Source organism: Streptomyces sp. DSM 42067, from assembly GCF_055792885.1.
The window spans coordinates 1,470,311-1,491,699 of record NZ_CM147706.1 but is presented as its reverse complement, the minus strand read 5'-3'; the positions used below and the strand labels follow the sequence as shown (position 1 = coordinate 1,491,699).

19 protein-coding genes and 1 pseudogene are annotated in these 21,389 nt (G+C 69.1%); 8 read left to right on the top strand and 12 right to left on the bottom strand.

What is annotated here, in order from left to right:
• Positions 1 to 2: 2 nt before the first annotated feature.
• The 8 genes from ACSMXV_RS07145 to ACSMXV_RS07110 form a co-directional block, all read right to left on the bottom strand.
• Positions 3 to 935: a 3-hydroxyacyl-CoA dehydrogenase NAD-binding domain-containing protein gene (locus ACSMXV_RS07145; protein ID WP_473176872.1), complete on the bottom strand. Its 933-nt coding sequence runs from the start codon at positions 933 to 935 to the stop codon at positions 3 to 5.
• Positions 932 to 2,917 (bottom strand): acetoacetate--CoA ligase, encoded by a 1,986-nt coding sequence (locus ACSMXV_RS07140; RefSeq protein ID WP_473176871.1) that lies wholly within the window; start codon positions 2,915 to 2,917, stop codon positions 932 to 934. The genes ACSMXV_RS07145 and ACSMXV_RS07140 overlap by 4 nt, the downstream gene beginning before the upstream one ends.
• The gene (locus ACSMXV_RS07135; protein WP_473176870.1) at positions 2,917 to 3,705 is read right to left on the bottom strand and encodes a crotonase/enoyl-CoA hydratase family protein; all 789 of its coding nucleotides are present in this window, start codon (positions 3,703 to 3,705) and stop codon (positions 2,917 to 2,919) included. Before ACSMXV_RS07135 ends, ACSMXV_RS07140 begins: the two co-directional genes overlap by 1 nt.
• 241 nt (positions 3,706 to 3,946) lie before the next feature.
• Entirely contained in the window at positions 3,947 to 4,423 is a 477-nt protein-coding gene (locus ACSMXV_RS07130; protein WP_473176869.1) for an HAD domain-containing protein, read from the bottom strand.
• A gap of 32 nt (positions 4,424 to 4,455) precedes the next feature.
• Positions 4,456 to 5,418 carry a PDR/VanB family oxidoreductase gene (locus ACSMXV_RS07125; protein ID WP_473176868.1) on the bottom strand — a complete coding sequence of 321 codons (963 nt, stop codon included), beginning with the start codon at positions 5,416 to 5,418 and terminating at the stop codon, positions 4,456 to 4,458.
• Positions 5,418 to 6,671 (bottom strand): Rieske 2Fe-2S domain-containing protein, encoded by a 1,254-nt coding sequence (locus ACSMXV_RS07120; RefSeq protein WP_473176867.1) that lies wholly within the window; start codon positions 6,669 to 6,671, stop codon positions 5,418 to 5,420. Before ACSMXV_RS07120 ends, ACSMXV_RS07125 begins: the two co-directional genes overlap by 1 nt.
• A 148-nt stretch (positions 6,672 to 6,819) precedes the next feature.
• Positions 6,820 to 7,077 (bottom strand): hypothetical protein, encoded by a 258-nt coding sequence (locus tag ACSMXV_RS07115; RefSeq protein WP_473176866.1) that lies wholly within the window; start codon positions 7,075 to 7,077, stop codon positions 6,820 to 6,822.
• 579 nt (positions 7,078 to 7,656) lie between these two features.
• Positions 7,657 to 8,655 (bottom strand): helix-turn-helix transcriptional regulator, encoded by a 999-nt coding sequence (locus ACSMXV_RS07110; RefSeq protein ID WP_473176865.1) that lies wholly within the window; start codon positions 8,653 to 8,655, stop codon positions 7,657 to 7,659.
• A gap of 402 nt (positions 8,656 to 9,057) precedes the next feature.
• On the opposite strand from ACSMXV_RS07110, the gene mhpA reads away from it, so the two are divergent.
• From mhpA to ACSMXV_RS07090, 4 genes and pseudogenes are all read left to right on the top strand, one after another.
• Complete coding sequence (gene mhpA / locus ACSMXV_RS07105; protein ID WP_473176864.1) at positions 9,058 to 10,716, top strand: bifunctional 3-(3-hydroxy-phenyl)propionate/3-hydroxycinnamic acid hydroxylase MhpA; 1,659 nt, start codon at positions 9,058 to 9,060, stop codon at positions 10,714 to 10,716.
• Between the two features lie 141 nt (positions 10,717 to 10,857).
• Entirely contained in the window at positions 10,858 to 11,751 is an 894-nt protein-coding gene (locus ACSMXV_RS07100; RefSeq protein WP_473176863.1) for an intradiol ring-cleavage dioxygenase, read from the top strand.
• Complete coding sequence (locus tag ACSMXV_RS07095; protein ID WP_473176862.1) at positions 11,748 to 12,821, top strand: maleylacetate reductase; 1,074 nt, start codon at positions 11,748 to 11,750, stop codon at positions 12,819 to 12,821. Before ACSMXV_RS07100 ends, ACSMXV_RS07095 begins: the two co-directional genes overlap by 4 nt.
• A 67-nt stretch (positions 12,822 to 12,888) precedes the next feature.
• Positions 12,889 to 13,203 (top strand): annotated as a pseudogene (locus ACSMXV_RS07090) (CoA-transferase); the annotation flags it as partial.
• Here ACSMXV_RS07090 and ACSMXV_RS07085 read toward each other — a convergent pair.
• The 4 genes from ACSMXV_RS07085 to ACSMXV_RS07070 form a co-directional block, all read right to left on the bottom strand.
• A complete protein-coding gene (locus ACSMXV_RS07085; protein WP_473176861.1) occupies positions 13,191 to 15,902 on the bottom strand; it encodes a bifunctional 3-(3-hydroxy-phenyl)propionate/3-hydroxycinnamic acid hydroxylase in 2,712 nt (903 codons plus the stop codon). The pseudogene ACSMXV_RS07090 and the gene ACSMXV_RS07085 sit on opposite strands and share 13 nt — an antisense overlap.
• Positions 15,903 to 15,969: 67 nt before the next feature.
• Entirely contained in the window at positions 15,970 to 16,641 is a 672-nt protein-coding gene (locus ACSMXV_RS07080; RefSeq protein ID WP_473176860.1) for a TetR/AcrR family transcriptional regulator, read from the bottom strand.
• Between the two features lie 420 nt (positions 16,642 to 17,061).
• Positions 17,062 to 17,502: a DUF3237 domain-containing protein gene (locus ACSMXV_RS07075; protein WP_473176859.1), complete on the bottom strand. Its 441-nt coding sequence runs from the start codon at positions 17,500 to 17,502 to the stop codon at positions 17,062 to 17,064.
• Between the two features lie 249 nt (positions 17,503 to 17,751).
• Positions 17,752 to 18,072, bottom strand: coding sequence for a TetR family transcriptional regulator (locus ACSMXV_RS07070; protein WP_473176858.1), 321 nt, complete (start codon positions 18,070 to 18,072; stop codon positions 17,752 to 17,754).
• Between the two features lie 182 nt (positions 18,073 to 18,254).
• Between ACSMXV_RS07070 and ACSMXV_RS07065 the strand changes: the two genes are divergently transcribed.
• The 4 genes from ACSMXV_RS07065 (at position 18,255) to ACSMXV_RS07050 (ending at position 21,144) form a co-directional block, all read left to right on the top strand.
• On the top strand, positions 18,255 to 18,485 hold the full coding sequence (locus tag ACSMXV_RS07065; protein ID WP_473178846.1) for a TetR family transcriptional regulator: 231 nt from the start codon (positions 18,255 to 18,257) through the stop codon (positions 18,483 to 18,485).
• 51 nt (positions 18,486 to 18,536) lie between these two features.
• The gene (locus ACSMXV_RS07060) at positions 18,537 to 18,905 is read left to right on the top strand and encodes a hypothetical protein (protein WP_473176857.1); all 369 of its coding nucleotides are present in this window, start codon (positions 18,537 to 18,539) and stop codon (positions 18,903 to 18,905) included.
• Between the two features lie 722 nt (positions 18,906 to 19,627).
• Positions 19,628 to 20,425: an EthD domain-containing protein gene (locus ACSMXV_RS07055; protein ID WP_473176856.1), complete on the top strand. Its 798-nt coding sequence runs from the start codon at positions 19,628 to 19,630 to the stop codon at positions 20,423 to 20,425.
• A 185-nt stretch (positions 20,426 to 20,610) separates the two neighbouring features.
• Entirely contained in the window at positions 20,611 to 21,144 is a 534-nt protein-coding gene (locus ACSMXV_RS07050) for a helix-turn-helix domain-containing protein (protein ID WP_473176855.1), read from the top strand.
• Positions 21,145 to 21,389 lie beyond the last annotated feature (245 nt).

Genomic DNA, 21,389 nt, shown 5'->3' with positions numbered 1-21,389 from the left:
TTCTAGGGCAGCGCGCGGCGGCCGCGCTTGTGCTGCAGGAGGGCCACGAGGAGTTCGTCGCGCTGGGCGACCATCTCGGCCTGGTCCACTCCGGCGAGTTCGTCGTCGACGCCGTTCGCGAGGAGGGAGACCAGCCTCGGTGAGAGGCGCGCGGGGCGGAGGTCCTTCATCCACTCCTCGGCTGGCGGCCCGAGGTGCTCCAGGGTGTGGGCCATGCCGCCTGTGCCGCCCGACAGGTGCTGGTTGACCAGCGGTCCTAGCAGCGCCCAGCGCAGCCCCGGGCCGTGGGAGATCGCGGCATCCACGTCCGCGACACTGACCACCCCGCGCTCGACGAGCGAGTATGCCTCCTGCCACAGCGCGGCTTGCAGGCGGTTGGTGACATGGCCGGGCAGTTCCCGGCGCACATGGATCGGGCGCTTGCCGAGGCTCGCGTAGAAGTCCATGGCGCGCTGGACCGCGCCGGCGCCTGTCCTGGCGCCCGGGACGACCTCGACCAGCGGGATCAGGTGTGCCGGGTGGAAGGGGTGACCGACGAGCACCCGTTCCGGGGCGTGGCCGCACATCTCCTGTAGCTGGCTCGGCATCAGGCCGGAGGAACTGCTGGCGATGACCACCTCTGCCGGTGTCGCGGCGTCGAGATCGGCGAACAGCTTCTGCTTGAGATCGATCCGCTCCGGGCCGCTCTCCTGCACGAACTCCGTTCCGGTGGCGGCCGCGGTCAGGTCGTCGGTGAACGTGAGCCGCTCCGGTGACGCTCCGTCGGTCAGGCCGACCCGCTCGAGGGTCGGCCAGGCCTGGGCGACGGTCTCCCGCAGGCGCTGTTCGGCTCCTTCTCCTGGGTCGTGGGCGACGACGTCGTGGCCGTTCGCCAGGAAGAGTGCCGCCCAGCTCGCACCGATGACTCCGGTGCCGACGACCGTGATGCGGCTCATCGGTCCTCCTCGCGTGAGCGCGCGTAGGTGACGTAGGCGTCGAGGGCGCTCGGGTCCATCAACGCTCCCGGCGAGGCGACCTCGTCGGGAGCTGCGCCACGGAGGATTTTCTTGATCGGCACCTCCAGCTTCTTGCCGGTCCTGCTGTACGGCACGGCGGCGACCGGCACAATGCGGTCCGGCACGTGCCGCGGAGACAGCGCCGTACGTATCTGCTTGGCCAGCTGCGCCTTCACGGTGTCGTCGACACTCACGCCGGGAGCCGGCACCACGAAGAGGATGAGTTCGCCCATGCCGCCCTGCGGATCCTCGAGGTGAACCACGACGGCGTCGCTCACCAGCGGCACATCCTCAAGCACCCGGTAGAACTCACCGGTGCCCAGCCGGACACCGCCCCGGTTGAGGGTCGCGTCCGAGCGGCCGGTAATAGCGCACGAGCCCACCTCGGTGAACCGGCACCAGTCACCGAACCGGAAGAAGCCGGGGAAGTCCTCGAAATAGGCCCCGCGGAGCCGGCTGCCGTCCTCGTCGCCCCAGAAGCCGACCGGCATGGACGGCATTGGCGAAGTGATCACCAGCTCGCCGAGTTCGCCGACGACGACGTTGCCCTTCTCGTCGAAGGCCTTGGCGTCCACGCCCAGGCTGGGGCCGGACATCTCACCGACGTAGATCGGCTGCAGCGGAGATGCCTGCACCAGGCCGGTGCACACGTCGGTGCCGCCCGAACCCACGTTGAGCAGCACGCGGTCGCCGAACTGCTCGTACACCCACCGGAAGCCCTCGGGCGCGAAGGGGCTGCCGGCCACGCCGAGCTGCCGCAGCCGGGAGAGGTCGAACTCCTTGGCGGGCCGCACGTCTTCCTTGCGGCAGGACGTGAGGTAGCCGGGGCTGGCGCCCATGAGGGTCGCGCCGGTCTCGGCGGCCAGCTTCCACTGGAACCGCAGGTCGGGGTGGAGCGGGTTGCCGTCGATCATCACGATGCCGCTGCGGACCAGCAGTGCCGACACCTGCTTGTTCCACATCATCCAGGCGGTGGTGGTGAACCACAGCAGCCGGTCGCCCGGGCCGAGGTCCCACTGGAAGGCGTGGTTCTTGAGGTGCTCCAGGAGGATGCCGCCGTGGCGGTGGACGATGGCCTTGGGCTTTCCTGTGGTACCGGAGGAGAACAGAATGTAGAGCGGGTGGTCGAACGGTACGGGCTCGAAGGTGAGGGGCTCGTCAGTGTCCGCCAGGAGGTCCGTCCAGGGCAGGGCGTCCTCGACGGTCAGGGGGCCGTAGGGGACATGCACGACCTGCTCGGCGGTGGGCAGCGCGGCCCGTAGCTCGGCGACCTCGGCCCGCTTGTCGATCCTCTTCTCGCCGTAGGTGTAGCCGGCGACGGTGAGCAGTACCTTGGGCTCGATCTGCTCAAACCGGTCGATGACGCTGCGCGCGCCGAACTCCGGGGCGCAAGCCGACCAGATGGCACCGAGGCTCGCGGTGGCGAGGAACGCCACCAGCGTCTCCGGCACGTTCGGCAGATAGGCCGCCACCCGGTCACCCCGACCGACGCCGAGGCGCCTCAGCCCCGCGCGCACGCGGCGCACCTGCTCGGCCAACTCGGCGAAGGTGAGCTCGACCCGGTCTCGGGTCTGCGATACGCCGATGACCGCGAGGGTGTCGGCGTCCTCAGAATTACCGAAGCAGTGCTCGGCGTAGTTGAGCGTGGCGCCGGGGAACCAGCGCGCGCCGGGCATGGTGCGGTCCGCGAGCACCGATGTGGCCGGGGTGTGCGCACGCACGCCGAAGTAGTCCCACACGCTCTGCCAGAAATCCTCGAGGCTGTCGACCGACCAGCGACGCAGCGCGTCCCAGGAGGTGAAGTCGTGCCCGCGCTCCTCGCGCAGCCAGCGCAGGAAGTCCGTCACATGGGCCTTCTCGACAGCCTCCGCGTTCGGCTCGTAGAGCACCTCGGGGACGGCCGGGAGGGTCATCTCGCTCATCACCGCACCACCTTCGCGGCCTTGCCGGCCAGGAAGTCGTTCATTCGTTGCTTGGCTTCGGGGCTGCTCTGTGCGACGGCCGCCATCAGCGACTCCATCAGCAGACCGGTTTCGGGGTCGGTCTCGGCGATGCGCGGCAAGGCGTGCAGGATCGCGTAGTTGGTGACCGGCGAGTTGGCGGCGATCTGCTCGGCCAGCTTCAGAGCCTTGCCGAGGCCCTGGCCCTCGTCGACGAGGTAGTCCGCCAGGCCGTCGCGCAGGCCCTCCTCGGCGTCCAGGACGCGGCCGGTGAGCATCATGTCGGTCATGCGCTGCACGCCGACCAGGCGGGAGACGCGCACCGACGCGCCGCCGCCCACGAACAGGCCCCGGGCGCCCTCGGGGAGGGCGAAGAAGGCGGACCGCTCGGCGACCCTCATATGGGTGGCGGTGGCAAACTCAAGCCCGCCTCCCACGACCGCGCCCTTGAGCACGGCGATGACGGGGACGCGGCCGCCCTCCAGCTTGGCGAAGGCGGCGTGCCACATGCGGGAGTGGTGAACGCCGGCGACCGCGTCCCGCTCGCTCATCTCGCCGAGATCGAGACCGGCCGAGAAGTGGTCGCCCTCGGCCGCGATCACCACCACCTTGGCCCACTCGGGCACGGCGTCGAAGAAACGGCCGATGCCCTGGATGGTCGCGTCGTCAATCGCGTTGCGCTTCTGCGGCCGGCAGAGCGTCAGGACCGCAACCGCACCCCGCTGATCCAGTCGCAGCGAGGCGGGAAGGTCCCAGGTCGATGCATCCACACTGATCCAATCGTAAGGAAACTTGATCTTTTCTCAGCCGTGTCTCCCCACGGCTCAGTGCTCGTGGACGATGAGGCACTCGGGTTGCTCACCCGCCATGCCGCGGACACGCCCCACTTCTCGGAGTGGGGCCGACCGGCGGACCACGACCGGGGCCGATTCACTCACGCTGAGACGAACCCGCCCCGTGTCCCGGTCCTCATCAGCCGTGAACACCGCGCTGTGCGGGCGTTTCACGGAATCAGGACGGCAACGACCCCGCGCGCGCCGCCTCGGTGAACGGCCACGACCGGAGCTTCTCGAACAGCTCCTCCGGGTCGACGTCGGCAAGGCCATGACCGGACCGGACCCGGACCAGGAGACCGTCCGGCGGATCGGGCCGGACACCAAGATCGTCGATGCCGTCGTCGATCCACACCCACGGCCGTCCCGCGGCGAAGTCACGGATGGCGGGCAGTTTGTCGAACTGCGCCCCCAGCCACGGCCATTCCTCCTCCGGCAGGCCCAGTGCCTCGCTCAGCGCCGGATGGGCGGTGTGCGACCAGGCGCTGACCCACACGCAGTCGAAGAACGCGGACAGCCGGGCCAGCCTGGCCGGAGCCACCTGAGGCACGAGCACATCGCGACGCCAGCGGCCGTAGGCACTGACCGAGTGTTGGACCACCGGGACTTCTGGGTGCTCCAGCACGACTACGCCGTCCACGTCGAGGGCGGCCACCGGGCGAACGGAATGCTCTGTCAGTGTTCGGGTCACAGGTCCAGCACCAGCCTCGGTGAGCGGGAGCGCGAGACGCAGATCATCATCGTCTTGCCCGCCGCTCGCTCGTCGTCGTCGAGGATGCTGTCCCGGTGGTGCGGTACGCCCTCGAGCACCGCGGTCTCACACGTCCCGCACGTGCCTTCCACGCAGGAGGAGTCCGGGCAGATCCCGTTCTTCTCCAGCATCTCCAGGATGGAGCAGCCGACAGGGACCTCGAACTCCCGGCCGCTGCGGGCGAGCACGACCTCGAAGGCGCCGTCCATTGCGGCGCGTTCGGCGATCTCCTCGGCCGTCAGCTCGCGCGGAGCGAACCGCTCGACCTTGAGCGACCCCGAGCCGGAGGGCCAGGCGGCGCAGTGCCCCTCCACCGCCCGCAGCAGCGGCTCCGGGCCGCAGCAGTAGACCACCGTGTCAGGCTCCCGGACCAGCTCACGCTCCAGGTCGAGCAGCCCGGACTCGTCCTCGGGGCGGACGGTGACCTTCGAGCCGTAGCGTTCGAGTTCGCCCAGGAAGGCCATGGACGCGCGGCGACGGCCCCCGTACACCAGCCGCCAGGAGCGGCCCCGTTCCTCGGCGGCGGCCACCATAGGCAGGATCGGGGTGATCCCGATGCCGCCGGCGACGAAGACGTATCGGGGGCTGTCGACCAGGGGGAACGTGTTGCGCGGGCCAGCCAGGCCGATCACGTCGCCCGGCCGCAGGCGGGTGTGGACGAAGTCCGACCCGCCACGGCTCGAGGCCTCATGCAGCACCGCGACCCGGTACCTGCGGGTGTCCCCGGGGTCGCCGCAGAGGGAGTACTGGCGGACCTGGCCGCCCACGTGCAGGTCGACATGGGCGCCCGGCTCCCAGCCGGGAAGGGCGTCGCCGGCCGGGTCCACGAGTTCGAGGGACAGCACGCCCGCGCTCTCGCAGGTCATCGACCGGACCAGCACCTGCCTGTCGGGTGCCATCAGAAGGTTCCCTTCTGCCGCATCTCGTCAGTCCGCCACGGGGCGTCGTCCCACCAGGTGCCGCCCTTGACCTCGAGCGTGACGTCCGCGCCGGTACGGGTGACGCCGATCGGGTCCCGTCCCTCGCGCACCGCCTTGATCTGCTTGCCCATCAGGCGGCGGATCATCGTGATGCCCTGGTCGGTGGTGGTCAGGGTCTCCCGGGAGTGCACCGGGAGCGCGCCCTGGCTGCCCTGCGCCTCGTAGTCGCCGGGGAACCGCTGGTGCTCCTCGGGAGTCAGCTCGGCCCACGGCTTGCCGCCCTGCAGCGTCCTCTCCTTGGCCAGGGCGTCCGGCTCGGTGACACGGGCCAGCGTGAAGATGACGAAGTGGGTGTCGTCACGCGGAACCACCCAGCCCAGAAGCCGGGAGGGGCCCATCGAGCTCATACGCGGACTCGCGACCACGCGCACGTTGGGGAAGACCGCCTCGGTCAGCCGGTACAGCTTCCGGCCGCTGTCCGTATCGCGCACCGAGTAGCAGCCGACGCCGGTGTCCGTGTACGCGAAGCGGCACTCGGGCAGGACGCCCATCTCGGGGATGAACTGGATGCCGCTGAACCGGGCGTGCAGGATCGGCACGTGGAACGGGTCGAGGACGTTCTCGTAGTGGTTGAGCCAGTTGAAGTCCAGCTCCTTGGGACCGCCGCCGCTGAAGCTGTTGTCATCGGCAATGATCATCTCGCCTTCGCCGAGATCCTCCTCCAGCACGTCCCACTTGATGAAGTCCGGCACGGCATCCGGCGGACCCATGTACGCGAACAGCAGACCGTGGTATTCCCGCAGGGGGTACCAGGGCTGGCGGAACCGGTCTCGATGCCGACCGCCCTCCGGCTCGCACGGCTGCTCGATGCACCGTCCCTGGGGGTCGAAGACCCAGCCGTGGTAGCAGCAGCGGATGCCGTCGTCCTCGACACCTCCGTAGAACAGCGAGGCTCCGCGGTGCGCACAGCGCGGCGACATCAGTGCCGGGACGCCGCGGCGGGTGCGGAAGAGGATGAGGTCCTCACCCAGGATCTTTATGGAGGTCGGTGTGGTCGTGGCGCTGCTCGCGAGAGCGACAGGCTGCCAGTAGCGGCGCAGGACCTCCCCGTAGGGGGTGCCCCGGCCGACCTGAACCAGCTCCATCTGCGTGGACTCGGACTTCTGTTCGTAGCCGGTCCCGCTCAGCATGGTCAAGTCGGCAGAGTTACTGCCCGTCACTGTTTCCGTCATGCCGCCGTCCCCTCTCTCACCGCCGCCGAGACCGACGGCGGTCCGCACCGGCACCGGGCCGATCGTGGCCGGCGCCGGTTGCTGGACTTACTTACGCACTTGCTCTTCTCGCGGAACCGACGACTGGTCCCCGCCCACCCGGGCAGGGTCAGTTCAGAGCCTGCTCGGCCTCAACAGAGGCGCCGGTCAGCTCTTCTCCGGCGCCCGTGGCCCGCGCTTTGCCACGCGGGGCCCTCGGCCACAGGGCGACGGCGCTGAACAGCGCCATCGCGACACACACCCACGCCACGACCTGGGCTGCGCTGTCGAGACCCGAGCTCAGCGCCCCGGCAGCCGCCCGTGCCGCGTCCGGTGCCTTGGCCGCGACGTCCGAGTGCAGGACGCCCAGGGCCGGCCGCGCCCACAAAGGCACAGTCGCCGGCCCAGGTGAGGTCGGCCCCACTGATACCCAAGCGGACGGCGATGTCTCCGTTGAAGTTGGGCACCAGCCCGAGCACCGCGGTCACGAGGGCGATGCTGAGGTACCCCGACAGCAGGGACCCGGACTCTCCGCCTTCACGGTCGTCGCCCAGCGCGGGTGGTGAGTGAGTAGTCATGGCGCCTCCGGCACTTCGTCGTGTCTGAGCTGTCGCAAGCGCGGGCGCCGGATGCCCGAAACTCAACGGCGGCACCGCTCACGAGGACTATGACTTCGGCCGCAGGAGCGCTTCCAGAGCGACTCCATCCAATGAGAAACGCGTTGTGACGGGCTGGTTTCGGGAAGGGGACCCGGCGGGACGAACCACGTGTTCCAGCAGAGCGAGAACGCACGGGTGACCAAGGCCTGGTGGCGGCGAATCGCAGGTCGTGGCGGACTTGGAAGTCGGCCTTGCCGAGCTTTTCCTTTTGCCGTCAAGCCGGAACAAAAGTGGCTGAGCACGGCGCGGAACTGTCGCTCGTCACATGTAGAGCCGCGCGACTGGCTCGGACATAAGGGGCGATCGGCCTAGATCAAACGCCCTCTGAAGAGCACTTTGGACAGCGTCTCGGAGGGGGCATATCCGAACCGCTTCCGGTAGGCGGCGGAGAACCTGCTCAGGTGGGTGAACCCCCAACGCTGCGCCGACTCGGTGACCCCCGAGGTGCCCGCCGACAAGTCGGCACGGACACGGTCGAGGCGCACATTGCGCAGGTACGTCATGGGTGAGACGCCGATGTGCTCCTGGAACCCCTCCTGGAGGCGGCGTGCGCTCACTCCCGCCACGCGGGTGAGGTCGCCCATCGTGTACGGGTTTTCCGGGTGGGCCTCGATCAGGTTGACGACGCGCCGCACGGTGCGCGGGTAGGCGGGAGGGCCGGGTCGCCGCAGCGCATCGGTGTAGTTGTGGGTGTGGGCGAGTAGCAGACCGCTCACCAGCAGGCGTTCGTAATAGAGCCGGGCGGCGTGCTCGTCGATCAGTCCACCGGTGCCGTCCAGTTCGGTCAGCAGGAGGTTCAGGACCTTGCGCCAGCTGCGGCCGGGTGTGGAGGTCAGGTCGAAGTCGAACGTGAATTCCAGCGGAGCCTGGAGCGGGCGGCCTAGCAGCGCTTCGAGCTCGGCGTCGACGAGGCGCCGGTCGATTTTGATGCCGAGCTGCTTCGCGCCTGTGTCGCAGCTCAGGAGCCGGTGGTGCTGTGTGGGTGTGAAGACCATCGCGCTGCCGGCTGCGGCCACGGTCTCCTGGGGGCCGGAGGCTGCCGCGATCGTACCGTCGAGGACGACGTTGACGTGGTAGTGGGACGACGTGAAGCCGGGGTCGACGCGGGTGGGCTGGCCGAACCTCATCAAGCCGACCGTGACGTGCTCCGTGCGAGCTCCACGCAGCTCTCCTCCTGCTCCGCCGGAGCCGGAGCCGGGCAGGACGGCGACATCCGCCGGGTAGAACAGGGCGTTGAGACCCTCGCGGAAGTCCTCGAATCCGGAATTGCGGCACAACAGGTGCCGCGTCAAGGGAGAGGGGCTCATTTCGGCATTGTTGCAGCGTTGTCGGCCGGCCGACAAGGCTGATGGTGCAGCTCAGGGCCGCGCATACCGGCGCTTCGACCTTGATCGGTCACCAATGGCCGCCCCACCGTGTCGGCGTCGTCGTCGGGTGTGACGCGACCGTACCCGGCGGTGGCGGTGAGCGTGTCGAGGACCCTATGCCGACGCACCGTGGCGCCCGCCTCTCGCCGTGGACGCCCGTGCCCCTCGCGGACGTCGTGTACCACCAGCACGGATCGCCTCGGATTCGCGCGATCGAAAACTTCACCGCGCAATCCGGCTCCCGGCCCGCGCCAAGCGGATGTCCTGCCGGGCTGTCGGCTCATAACTTTGACGCCCGCAGGCCGGGCCGGGCCGTTTGCCGGCCATCCGTAGGCGCTGTGCGTGCCGTGCCGTGCTGTGCCTGTCTGCTCGATCCAAGGAGGTATCGTGCCCCAACGGCGTCATGACGTAGCGATTGTCGGTTGTGGTCCCGTCGGACTCATGCTCGCCCTGCTGCTTGGCAGGGCGGGACACGACGTGGTCATCGTCGACAAGTACCCCGAACGCTATCCGCTGCCTCGCGCGGTGGTGTGCGACCACGAGGCGCGCCGCATCTACCAGAACGCCGGTCTCGCCGACGAGATCGCCCGGATCTCCGCCCCCGTACCGGACTGGTACGAGTGGCGTAACCAGCACGGCGAGACCCTCGTGAAGATCAAGTGGTGGGGCGACGGCCTGTCCGGCTGGCCGGAGATGAGCTTCTACTCCCAGCCCGAAGTCGAGGCGGTGCTCGAGGACGCGGTCGCCGGTCTGCCCACGGTCTCGGTGTGCCGCGGTCTGGAAGCCGTCGGGATGCAGCAGACCGCGGAGGACGTCGAGCTGACGCTCACCGGCGCGACCGCCGGGCACCGCACGGTCAGTGCCCGCTACGTCGTGGGCGCGGACGGAGCCAACAGCTTCGTGCGCGACCGCATGGGCGTGCCGATCACCGATCTGGGCTTCTTCTTCGACTGGCTGATCCTCGACGTCATTGAGCGCCGGCCCCGCACGTGGTCCCCTATGAACCTGCAGGTGTGCGACCCGGCGCGGCCGCACACGATCGTCGCGGGCGGTCCGGGCAGGCGCCGGTGGGAGTTCATGAGGCTGCCCGGCGAGACGGTCGACGAGTTGAACAGGGCGGACACCGCGTGGCGGCTGCTCGAGCCGTGGGGACTGACCCCGGCCAACGCCACGCTCGAGCGTCACACCGTCTACACCTTCCAGGCGCGCTGGGCCGAGCAGTGGCGCCGGGGGCGCGTGCTGCTGGCGGGCGACGCGGCGCACCTGATGCCGCCGTTCGCTGGCCAGGGGCTGTGCTCGGGACTGCGGGACGCGGCCAACCTCGCATGGAAGCTGGACCTCGTGCTCAGCGGCCGGGCCGGAGACGAGCTCCTGGACACCTACACCTCGGAACGCAGACAGCACGTGCAGCACGCGATCCAGACGTCGGTCGCTCTCGGGCAGGTCATCTGCGTCGCCGACCCCGAGGCCGCGGCAGCACGCGACCGGAACATGATCTCCGCCGGAGGTGACCCGGCACGGGCGCTGCCGCCGGCGCCGCCGGCCGTGCTCGGCCCGGGTGCGCTCTCCGCGTCCGGGTCCGGCGGAAACCAGCTGGCGGGGCACCTGTTCCCCCAGTTCCGGGTCTCCCACGCCGGCCGGACCGGGCTCTTCGACGACGTCGTCGGCTCCGGGTTCGCCGTCCTGTCCACAGCGGACCCCGCAGCCCTGCTGTCGCCGCGGCAGAGGCGGTTCCTGGAGGACGTGGGAGCGGCCGTGATGCATGTCGTGCCGGTCGGCCAGGACGCCGGCCCTGACGCGGTGGTCGACACCACCGGTGGCTGTCTCGCGTATCTGCGTGAAAGAAACACTCAGGTGGTCGTGGTTCGGCCCGACTCCTACGCCTTCGGGGGCCGCTCGGAGGCCATCGACCTCGGGGAGCTCGTCGACGAGCTGGAGCAGTCGCTGTCACCGGCCGGGATCTCCCCGTTCGGTGAACGATGCGTGATGCAGGAGACGTGACACCAGACGTGGCACCGGCAGGCGGCCGGCTCCTGCCTGGCCGTCACGTACGTACACACCCCGAGACATACGTGCACCCCCGAGAGGTACGTACACCTTGAGACATACCTACACATACAACCCAGAAGGAGGAGTGGGGAGATGAACGACCCGTCCCTGTTCAGTGAGGGAAAGTCCGCTGAAACCGTCATCGCCAGCCTCGGGGCACAGACCGACCCGAGGCTGAAGCAGGTGCTCTCGTCGCTCGTGCGGCACCTGCACGGCTTCATCAAGGACGTCGAGCTGACGAACGAGGAATGGGAAGTCGCCATCGACTTCCTCACCCGGACCGGCCAGGCGTGTACCGACGTACGCCAGGAGTTCATCCTGCTCTCCGACGTGCTGGGGGTTTCCATGCTGGTGGAGACCATCAACAACCGCTCTCTGGACCTGGCCACCGAGTCCACCGTCCTGGGCCCCTTCCACATGGTCGAATCCCCGGCCCGCGAGAACGGCGACCGCATCGCCCTGGACGGCAAGGGCGAGCAGTGCCTGGTCACCGGCCGCGTCACCGACCAGGACGGCACACCGCTCGCACACGCCTCGGTGGACGTCTGGCAGGCGAACGCCGAGGGCTACTACGACGTGCAGCAGCCTGGCATCCAGCCGGAGCGCAATCTGCGCGGGCTGTTCACCACGGACGACAACGGGGAGTTCTGGTTCCGCTCCATCGTGCCGCGCCACTACCCGGTCCCCGCCGACGGCCCGGTCGGCGAACTCCTCAAAGCCACCGGCCGCCACCCGAACCGGCCCGCACACGTCCACTTCCTGGTGACCGCCGAGGGACACCGGCCGCTTGTCACCCACCTGTTCGTCAGGGACTGCCCGTACATCGCCTCCGATGTCGTCTTCGGCGTCAAGGAGAGCCTCGTACGCGACTTCGCGCCGGTCGACAACCCGGTCCGCGCGGCCGAGCTGGGTTTCGACAACCCCTATCGCGCCGCCCACTTCGACATCACCTTGCTCCGCGAGAACCGCCAGGAGACCTCCGCATGAACACCCCGCTCCGCTTCAGCTACCAGGCGCTGCCGATGCGTGTGGTCATGGGCCCTGGTGTGGTCGCCCAGCTCGCCGATGAGATCGACAAGGCCGGCTTCAAACGGGTCCTCGTCCTGTGCTCCCCCGAGCAGCAGGAACTCGGCGAGACCATCGCCGGTCTGCTCGGCGACCGGGCAGCGGGCGTCCATCCGCACGCCCGGATGCACGTCCCCGTCGAGTCTGCCGCCGCAGCCCGCGACCGCGCTGCGGAGCTCGGCGCCGACGGCTGCGTCGCGGTGGGCGGCGGCTCGGCGATCGGCCTGGGCAAGGCCATCGCGTTGGAGCACGGCCTGCCGATCATCGCCGTACCGACGACGTACGCGGGCTCCGAGATGACCCCGGTGTGGGGACTGACCGAGAACGGCCGCAAGCGCACCGGGAGGGACCCCCGGGTCCTGCCGGTCAGTGTCCTGTACGACCCCGAGCTGACCGTGAGCCTTCCGCCGGCGGCCTCCGCCACCAGCGGCATGAATGCCCTGGCGCACGCCGTCGAGGCCCTCTACGCGCCGGACGCCTCACCCGTCATCAGCCTGATGGCCGAGGAGGGTGTCCGTGCCCTCGCCTCCGCCCTGCCGGCCGTCGTCGCCGACGGCACCGACCTCGCGGCGCGCGCCCGGGCTCAGTACGGTGCCTGGCTGTGCGGCGCCTGCCTGGGCGCCACCACCATGTCGCTGCACCACAAGCTGTGCCACACCCTCGGCGGCACTCTCGACCTGCCGCACGCACCCACCCACACCGTCGTGCTTCCCCACGCCCTCGCCTACAACCAGCAGGCAGCCCCCGAAGCCGCCGCCGCACTCGGCCGGGCCCTGGGCGGCAGCGCCGACCCGGCGACCTCCCTGTGGGAACTCGCCGGACGTCTCGGCGCCCCACGGTCGCTGCGCGAACTCGGCATGGCGGAAGGCGACATCGACCGGATCGTCGAGCTCGCCTTGGCCCATCCGTACGCCAATCCGCGTGAGGTCACTGCCGAGGGTCTCACCCAGCTGCTGTGCGCCGCCTGGGCCGGGGAACCGCCCACCGCCTGACATCGCGCGCGGCACCGTCCGCGATCGCACCGTCGTCATCACCGGAACGTACGGAGTCTCACCCGACATGGACAAAGTCATCCCGTCCGCTGCCGACGCCGTGGCGGACATCCCGGACGGCGCCTCGCTCGCCGTCGGCGGATTCGGGCTCAGCGGCGTGCCGAACCTACTCATCCAGGCGCTGTACGAGCAGGGGGCGACCGGCCTGGGAGTGGTCTCCAACAATGGCGGAGCACTCGACTCGGGCCTGGCCGTGCTGCTGGCGGCCGGCAGGATCGCCCGGGTCACCGGTTCCTACATCGGCGCGAACAAGGAGTTCGCCCGCCAGTACCTGGCGGGCGAACTCCCTACCGATGTGGTGACCGGTGCTCAGGCCTCGGAGACCGGTGCGAGATGTTCGGCGAACCAGTCGGCGACCAGCGCGTCGCGCTCCTCGGCGCGGTTGTAGAGCGTGTGCTCGCCGTCGGGCCAGGTGCGCAGCTCCCCGCGCGAGCCGGCCGCTTCGGCGAAGGGGGCCAGGGCCGCGGCGTCCGGAATGAAGGGGTCGGCCCCTCCGTGCAGGGCCAGGACGGGGCAGCCGATCCGGTGGACGGCCGGGTCGAACTGCAAGGTGCCCAGGACGGCGGCGAGCCGGGCACCGTCCTGTGCGCCGATCGCGGCGGTCATCTGGGCGAAGGCGGGCGGCCCGGCCTGGGCTGGCGGCTGCGTCGGCGGCTGCGCCGGTCGGGAGCCGGTGGGAGTGCAGTTGACCACGCAGGCGCTGACCCGCGCGTCGCGTGCCGCAAGGTGCGCGGCGAACAGTCCGCCGAAGCTGTTGCCCTGCACGCCGATGGCGTCGCCGAGGCGGGGGTCGGCTGCGACGATGTCGAGGAACCGGGCGAAGCCGTCCACGGCGTCCTCGTCGATGAACAGCTCATGCTCCAGCCGTGCCTCGCCCTGACCCGGCCCCTCGGCGAGCAGGCAGGCCAGACCACGCGCGTTCAAGGCGTCGGCGGCGCGCAGATAGTTGGCACCCCAGCCGCTCAGCCCGCCCCACAGAACGACCGTCGCCTCCGCCGTCCCGGACGGCGGCAGGCTGAGCCAGCCGACCAATTGGCCGTCGCGGTAGGGCACTTCGACACGTTCGATGGCCGGCTCGCTGAGCTCGGCGACCTTACCGACCAGCTGGGTGTAGCGGCGGTAGAGGTCCTTCTTGAGGGGCGTGTCGGTGTCTTCCGCCATCTGCGCGAACAGGGCCGCGCCGACGGCCCACCGGTAGGACTGGCGAGCGGTGAGCGGGTGTCCCGCGGCCAGCGCGGTCTCCGCCGCGCGGGCGCGGCGGCCGGCCAGCTCGTCGGCGACGGCGATCCACGAGCGGCCGTTTACCGTGTCGGCCAGCAGGGTGCGGGCGTCGGCGGGGTTCATGCCGCAGTCGACCAGCCGGGTGTAGGGCATCGCCCGGTGCAGGGCCTCGACGACCGGGTCCGGTGACTTGGCTACGGCTTCCGCCTGGGCAGGCGACCAGGCCAGGCCGGTGCGCAGCTCGTCGACGAGCGCGGGCAGGTCCTTGTCGTCCGTGGCGGCGCCGAAGAGCACGAAGTCCGGGCGGGCGAGGAAGGCGACCGCGCCGAGTTCGCGCAGGTACGCCTCGTACACGCCGTCCTCGTCGACGAAGTCGCGGCCGATTCGTACGACGCGACTGCCGAGCTGCTCGAGGAAGGCCAGCTGCTCCGGCGCCAGGGCCTTGGTGACGTCGGTGTTGCAGACGAGGACGAATCCGCGTCCGACGACATCGTCGAACCGCCCGGTCAGCCCGCCGACGCTGACGCGGCCCTGAGGGACGAGGAAGCCGACAGGCCGTTGGACGGTGCCGTCCGGCTCGTGGTGGAGGATGCCCTCGGCGACCATGGGCCCGGGTTCGATCGGTGGCGGGCCGCCCTTCTTGAACATCTCGTCGCGTTCCGCGGCGGCCACCGGGTCGTGCATGTTGGCAACCGCACCCATCATCAACGACATCTGGGTGATGCCATGGGTGTGGGGTCGGCGCTCCTGCTCGTAGGTGTCCAGGAGGGAGTCCTCGGCCAGGCCGCGCAGGACGAGGTCGAGCTTCCAACTGAGGTTGACCGCGTCGCGGATGCCGGAGCAGGCTCCCTGGCCGGCGTACGGCGGCATCGTGTGGGCGGCGTCGCCGGTGAGGAAGACCCGCTGGGTGCGCCAGCGCTGGGCTTCGCGCGCTTCGAAGGTGTAGACGATCTGCCGCATGAACCGGACGTCCTCGGGTCCGAGCCCGTGCTTCTCCTCCAGCAGGCGCCAGGCGGTCTCCGGCCGCTCGAACTCCTCCTGCGTCTCCCCTTCCAGCAGGGCGAACTCGAAGCGCTGCCGCTTCTCGCCGATGTTGATGTACATGTGCCCGCGGGCGGGGTCGCAGTACTGCTTGGCGCTGGCGAACCTCGCCGGCGCCGGACGCAGCCACTCGACGTCGACGTTGAGCCACTGCTCGTTGAAACCGAAGTCGTCACGCTCGATGCCGAGGATCCGCCGGATGTCGCTCTTGCTGCCGTCCGCGGCGATGACATAGCGGGCGCGCACCCGCTGCTCCGTACCGTCGCCGTCGGCGGCTCGCCACGGGGTGAGCGTCAGCTCGACGCTCTCCCCGTCCTCGCGCAGCCCGTTGACGGTCCAGCCCTGCCGGACCTCCACGTTGGACAGAGTCCGGACGCGGTGGTCGATCGCGTCCTCCACGTCGGGCTGGTAGATCGAGTTCTGGGTGCGGAAGCCGTGCGGCCCGACCACCGGCTCCGGGCTCAGCATCAGCTGCTCGTCCTTGCCGTTGACCCACTGATACCTGGTGGGCGACGCATCGCGCAGCGCCTCGTCCACGTCGCCGGCGGCCTGCACCGCGCGCGCGGTGTTGTCGTCGATGTGCGTCGCCCGGGGCAGCCCGTACAGCGAGGTCCACCGCTCGCACACCACGACGTCATGACCCAACTGCCCGAGCAGGGAAGCCGCCACCATGCCGGTAGGGCCGTAACCCACGATTGCGACGTCGAAAATCTTGTCCACGCTCCGCACCTTTCGCCCCCCCCTGGAATGTAAACCCATGTTCGCGTTAAGTGTGAAGTCAGGTTCACACTCACGCGGGCTTCTGTCAATGTGAGGCGTGCGGTTGTCAGTGGCCGTCGGCGGGCGCTTCCAAAGCGGGGTCCAGCAAGTAGGCCGTGACAGCGCGCCGCAGCTGGTCGACCAGGTCGGGCCAGGGCAGGGGGCGGCGCGATTCCAGGTACTCGCCGTGGATGATCCGGTGGGCGCAGGTCGCGTAGATCAGTCGGAAGGCGAAGTCGATGGCCGCCTCGACGTCCGCATGATGTCGCAGCGCGGGCGCAGCAAGCATGACCATGTCACGAAAGGCCCGATTACCCTGGGTGCTGACGGCCGAACCATGCTCGAAAACCGCCTCGTTCTCGGTGCCCAGCAGCATGAACACGCGCATCAGCTTGGCGTGGGTATGCAAGGCTCCCGTGGCGCCCTCCACCGCGGCCGCGATTACCTCGGAGGCGGGTGTCGCCGTCGAGATGTCGAGGTCGGCCAGGCTTCGGAAGAACTCCGCGCCCAACTCGTCCGTGAACTGCTTCTGGATGGCCAGCAGCAGTCGCTCCTTGTCGCCGAAGCGTCGGTAGACGCTGCCCACCGAGACCCCGGCGGCCTCGGCGACCGCGGCCATGGCCAGCGCCCCCGGTCCGCCCTCCTCCAGGAGGCGCATGCCGGCGTCGAAGATGCGGTTCTGGGTTTCGCGGCTGCGCGCCTGGCGGGCAGCCGGTGTCGGGGGTGCGTCGCTACTCACCGCAAAAGTCTAGCGAACAGGTTGACAATCTCAAGCGAATGATGGAAATGCTAGTTCGCATTATCCGTCTTGAGTAGCCCTCTTGATGCGCGGCTGCTCACCTCCCGCCGTCAGCGCAGCAGCGGGACCTTGCGGTGGCCCACGCAGGGGAGGAGCAGGTCAGCTGGTGATCTTCTCCGGTACCAGGCGGGCGGGTGGCCCTGCGTGTGAATGGGAGGGCTGGCCGGGAGACGCCCCGTGCCTCTCGTCGGCTGGGCCGCAGAGGTCTCCGACGAAGTCCCGGCCCTGGCGGCCAGGGTGATGATCTGCAACGCGCCGTGGGAGCCGTCACTGATGGACGGCTCCCACAGGGTTTTGTCGATGTCGATGTACGGCCTCGCGGCGGTCGCGGACTGGTCAGCCCAGCTCGGGTGGTCCTACTCAGAGGACCTCGTGGACCTTGTAGCTCACCTTGCCGTCGCTGAAGGTGCCATAGCCCACGGCGAGCACGCCATTGAGCCAGAGGTAGGGCTCCGCCGCTGTTTCGAAGAACGGCGCGGTGCGCCAGTACACCTCAGGGATCCCGTCCGCTCCCTCGGTGGCCGGGGTCGGCCGGATCAGCCCACGGTAGGACATGAGGATGTGGTGCCCGTCCGTGGTTTTGATGATGGCCTGGACATTGAGTTCCTGTGCACCGTCGGTGCGGCCCACCACCTTGTCGCCGCCGATGGGGAGGATTTCCCCTTCGAGACGTGGCCCCGAGACGGTTCCGCCCACCGCGTGCTGGAACGCGATCCGACCGTAGGGTGTTTCGCCGATCTCGACACCCTCGCCCATGGTGACGGTCATGTCGAACAGGAACCTGAGTTCTGGTTGCGCCATCGCTGGTACCTCCTGGTGGATGTTGATATGGGGGCAAATGGTGTGAAGGGATCGTTTCCTCAGTTGGCCGCAGAGGTCTGCGGCGTCGCTTGGTCGCTTCTCGCACGTGGCGCTGATTCGTTCTCGCCCAGCTTGCGATTGGGCAGGAACAGCGCGAGGACGAAGGCAGCGACAGCGACCGCGGCCAGGCTGGCGAAGATCGGCAGTAGCGAGTCCGCGTAGGCGTGGACAACCTGGTCGCGGATCGCGTCAGGCAGCGAATGGACGAGCGCGGGCGTCAGAGAGTCGGTGCTCGATCCTGGCAGGCTCCCGCCGAGGCCGGAGAGCGAGTCGGTGAGCCGGCTGGCGATCGATGCCGACCGGCGGCAGCGGCGTGGCGTGCCGCAGCGCCTCGATGACCAGACGGGGCTTGCTATCGCAGCGCCGGTAGAGCGTCGCCTTACCGGCACGGGCCGCGGTGGCGATCTGCTGCACCGTCAACCCCTCATGGCCATGCTCGCCGACCAGGCGAAACACGGTCCCGTAGATCTCACCCTCGCGTTCGGGTGTGTGTTTCGAGCGTGCCTTCACGAGCCTCTCCGATAGAACCGAGTCGTTTCGGTTGTCAGACCTCCGGGTGCCTGTGGTTGATGCCGAAGCCGAGATCCGGAACGCGGGACAGGCCGCCCGGGGAGTGAATGCGAACTATCATTTACTTTTCGTCCTCTTGTGTCAACGCCGTACGCTGATCCGCGTGACCATCGACTCATCCTCTGAACCACGCGCCCTCCAGAAACGCAGCCGCGAGACCCGGGAACGCATCTTCGCCACGGGGTTGGCTGCTGGAGGAGGGTAGGCCTGAGGCGCTGACGATGGCGGCCGTCGCCGCGGGAGCAGAGGTCTCGGTAGACAGCGTCCACCGACGCTTCGGCGACAAGGAGCGGCTGCTGCTTGCTGTACAGGCCCGCTTCGCCGAGCAGTTCAGCGTCGATTTTCATGAGTAATAGGGCGAGAGCGGCCTGTCGGCGACCACTGCGCCGGCCGGGGTGATCGGCGTGGCGGTCACCGGCATGGTCGAGAGCTTTCGGGTGCATGCCCCGCTGCTGCGCGTGTTCCTGCTGTTGGGCCTCAGTAGTCCTGTCGTACTCGAGCGCGGCACGAACATCAACGTCGAAGGCGGCCGGGTTTTTCGCGCCCTGGTAATGCTGGCCGCACCGGCTCTCCGACACCATCAGGATGTTGAGGCGGCGATCGACTTCGCCCACCGGCTGATCTACGCCGCCTGCGCGCATCGCCTCGTGCTCGGCGAGCATCTCGAGCCCCGGCGAGCGCTGCCCTGGACCGACCTGACCGAGCAGCTCCGGCGGACGATCACGGGCTGTCTGCTGGGCCCGGCCGACGCGTCCCGGTCCGACGCGGTGTGAGACCGACTGGTCCCTCGCGCTTGACAAGCGCGTAATTCAATGTAAATCATAGTTCACATTGGGTAAGTGTCTCCGGCGGGCCGCTTGTCCGCCGCCGCAGTGCGGCGATCATCCGCGCGAAGGGTCCTCTGCGTGCACGAATGTTTCGATCTCGCTCTCGCGGGCTACGCCCGACGGATCCGGTCGCGGCCTCGATTTTCGGGCAGCCGGACCATCGGGTCGTGGTTTGTGAACGCCGGTACTTGCTTTTCCGGCCTTCGCAGGGGACACATGCGGAAGCCGCCACGGGGTGTGCCGTGCGGCCAGTGCTGACGTGGAAGGTGTGCTGCGCAATACGACGTCCGACTGTCCACGTGTGGATGAACGGCTGCGAGGAGGAACTGTTGCGTAGTGTGACGGTCTGGCCCCGGACGATCGGATTCCCCGTTACCATCCGGAAGCACCGGCCCGACGCCATGGACGCCATCGACCACGGCGTCCGCACGTCGCCGCAGCTCCACGAAGCACCCGCCGTCCCCCCCCATCCGCGATCTCGGCCCGCTCCAGGACCTGCCCGACGGTCGCGCCGGTCGGTGCGCGTCGCGCCCGCCGCGGCCGCGCGCGGGTGCGGCCGAGACAGCGCCGCGACAGGCTGGCTCAGCACAGCCGGACATCGCGGAGCGACGAACGGTCGCTGCCTGGCCACGCCGGAATCCGGTATCTCTCATTTCCGAAGGGGATCAATGATGGTAAAGCTCGTCGCCGTTCTCCGTCGTCGGCCCGACATGACGCACGCCGAGTACATCGACTACATCGTCAACGTCCACGCCAAGCTCGCACCCCCGATGCCGGAGGGTGACCAGGCACCCGCCGCACCGGCAGGCCCGCCGCCCACGGGCAAGTACATCCAGAACCACGTCTTCGACAGTGCCTACGGCGCGACCGGGGACAACGCCTACCAGGTCACCTTCCCGCGGGACTCCGTGACCGAGCTCGGCTTCAGCGACGTCGAGTCCATGCGGAAGAACTTCGAGCAGCCGTTCACCCGGGACGTCGTCGGGCCCGACGGCGCCAATTTCAGCGACCTGCCCGCCGCCGTCAGCCTCCTGGTGAACGAGACCCGGACGGGGCGGACCGAGCCGCGTGACAGCGACGTGAAGATCCTGCACTTCCTCGGCGCGGCCGAGGGCCTGCCGGCGGAAGAGGTACAGGACCGCTGGCAGCGGGCGCACCGCGAGGTACTCGACGGCGACCCCGAGCTCGCCGCCGCGCTGCGCGGCTACGAATGGAACACGGTCATCCCCGGACAGGCCATGACCGAGTACTTCGGCGGTTCCGAACTGCCGGAGTACGTGGCGTACTCCGCCCTGTGGTTCGACGAGACGGAGGCCCTGTCGCTGTTCCGTCGCTATGCCGAGGGCATCGCCGAGCATCAGGAGAAGCACGGCACGTTCTCCCAGCCCTCGCTCTCCTTCTTCCTGCTCTGCCGTGAAGTGGTGATCTTCGACTCGGCACAGTTCGCTGCGCCCAACCACGGCTGACGACCAGAGGTAGTCAACAGACACGCTGGTGTGCCGCCGCCCGTTCGCCGGCCTGGCGGACCAGGTCCGACACGACACCGCATACATGCGGGGTGAAAGCATCGACGGCCTGTGGGGACTCCGGCACAGCCCCGGGCCCGCTCACTGTTTCTGGTGAGGAGGCACGTCCGGACGCTCATGAGTCCGTGATCGCGCTGCGGCACTGGTTTCTGGATGCCTTCGAGCACGACCGTCCCGTGTTCACCGTCGCGGAGATCGCCCGCAAGGCCGGCATTCCCGTCGCGACCGCCCTCCGTCTGGTCCGTCAGCTCACCGAGGTCGGCTTCCTGGAGCGGGGCCGTCGGGCCGGGTGCGGATCGGCATGCGCTTGTGGGAACTCGCCGCCTCTCGGAGCGCGTGCCCGCGATCTCCGAGAGGCGGCGATGCTGCACCTGGAGGACATCCACGCGGCGACCCGACCGCACACGCAGCTGGCGGTGCTGGACGGTACCGACGTCCTCGTCGTGGAACAGCTCAGAGCACGACAGGCGCTCGACGGCATTCCGCTGGCGTGGGCAGGCGGATACCGGCTCATACAGGATCGGGCGGCCTGGTCCTCCTGGCGCACGCTGATCGCGCGCTCCAGGAAGAGGTGCTGGCCGTCCGCTGGTCCGGTACGGCAGCAGAACGCTTGCCGAGGTAGCCAGCCTGCGCCGCATATGGGTCGGTGCCAGGCGTGAGGGCTGGTTGGTGTGTGACGGGTACGTCGACGCGCGTGTTGCTCGGTATCGCGGTTCCGGTCACCGGTTTCGGCGACCGCGTGGTCGCGTCACGGAGTGGTAAGCACCTCTTAAGGGCGCTCCCGAGCCGAGCACATTCCCGTTCTGCGCGCCTGTGCCCGGGAAATCAGCCGGGCGCTGCGGACGCCGAAACCCCGGCGGGCGCGCAGGGTCAGGTACATGGCCGACTGATGCCTGTCGGCCGT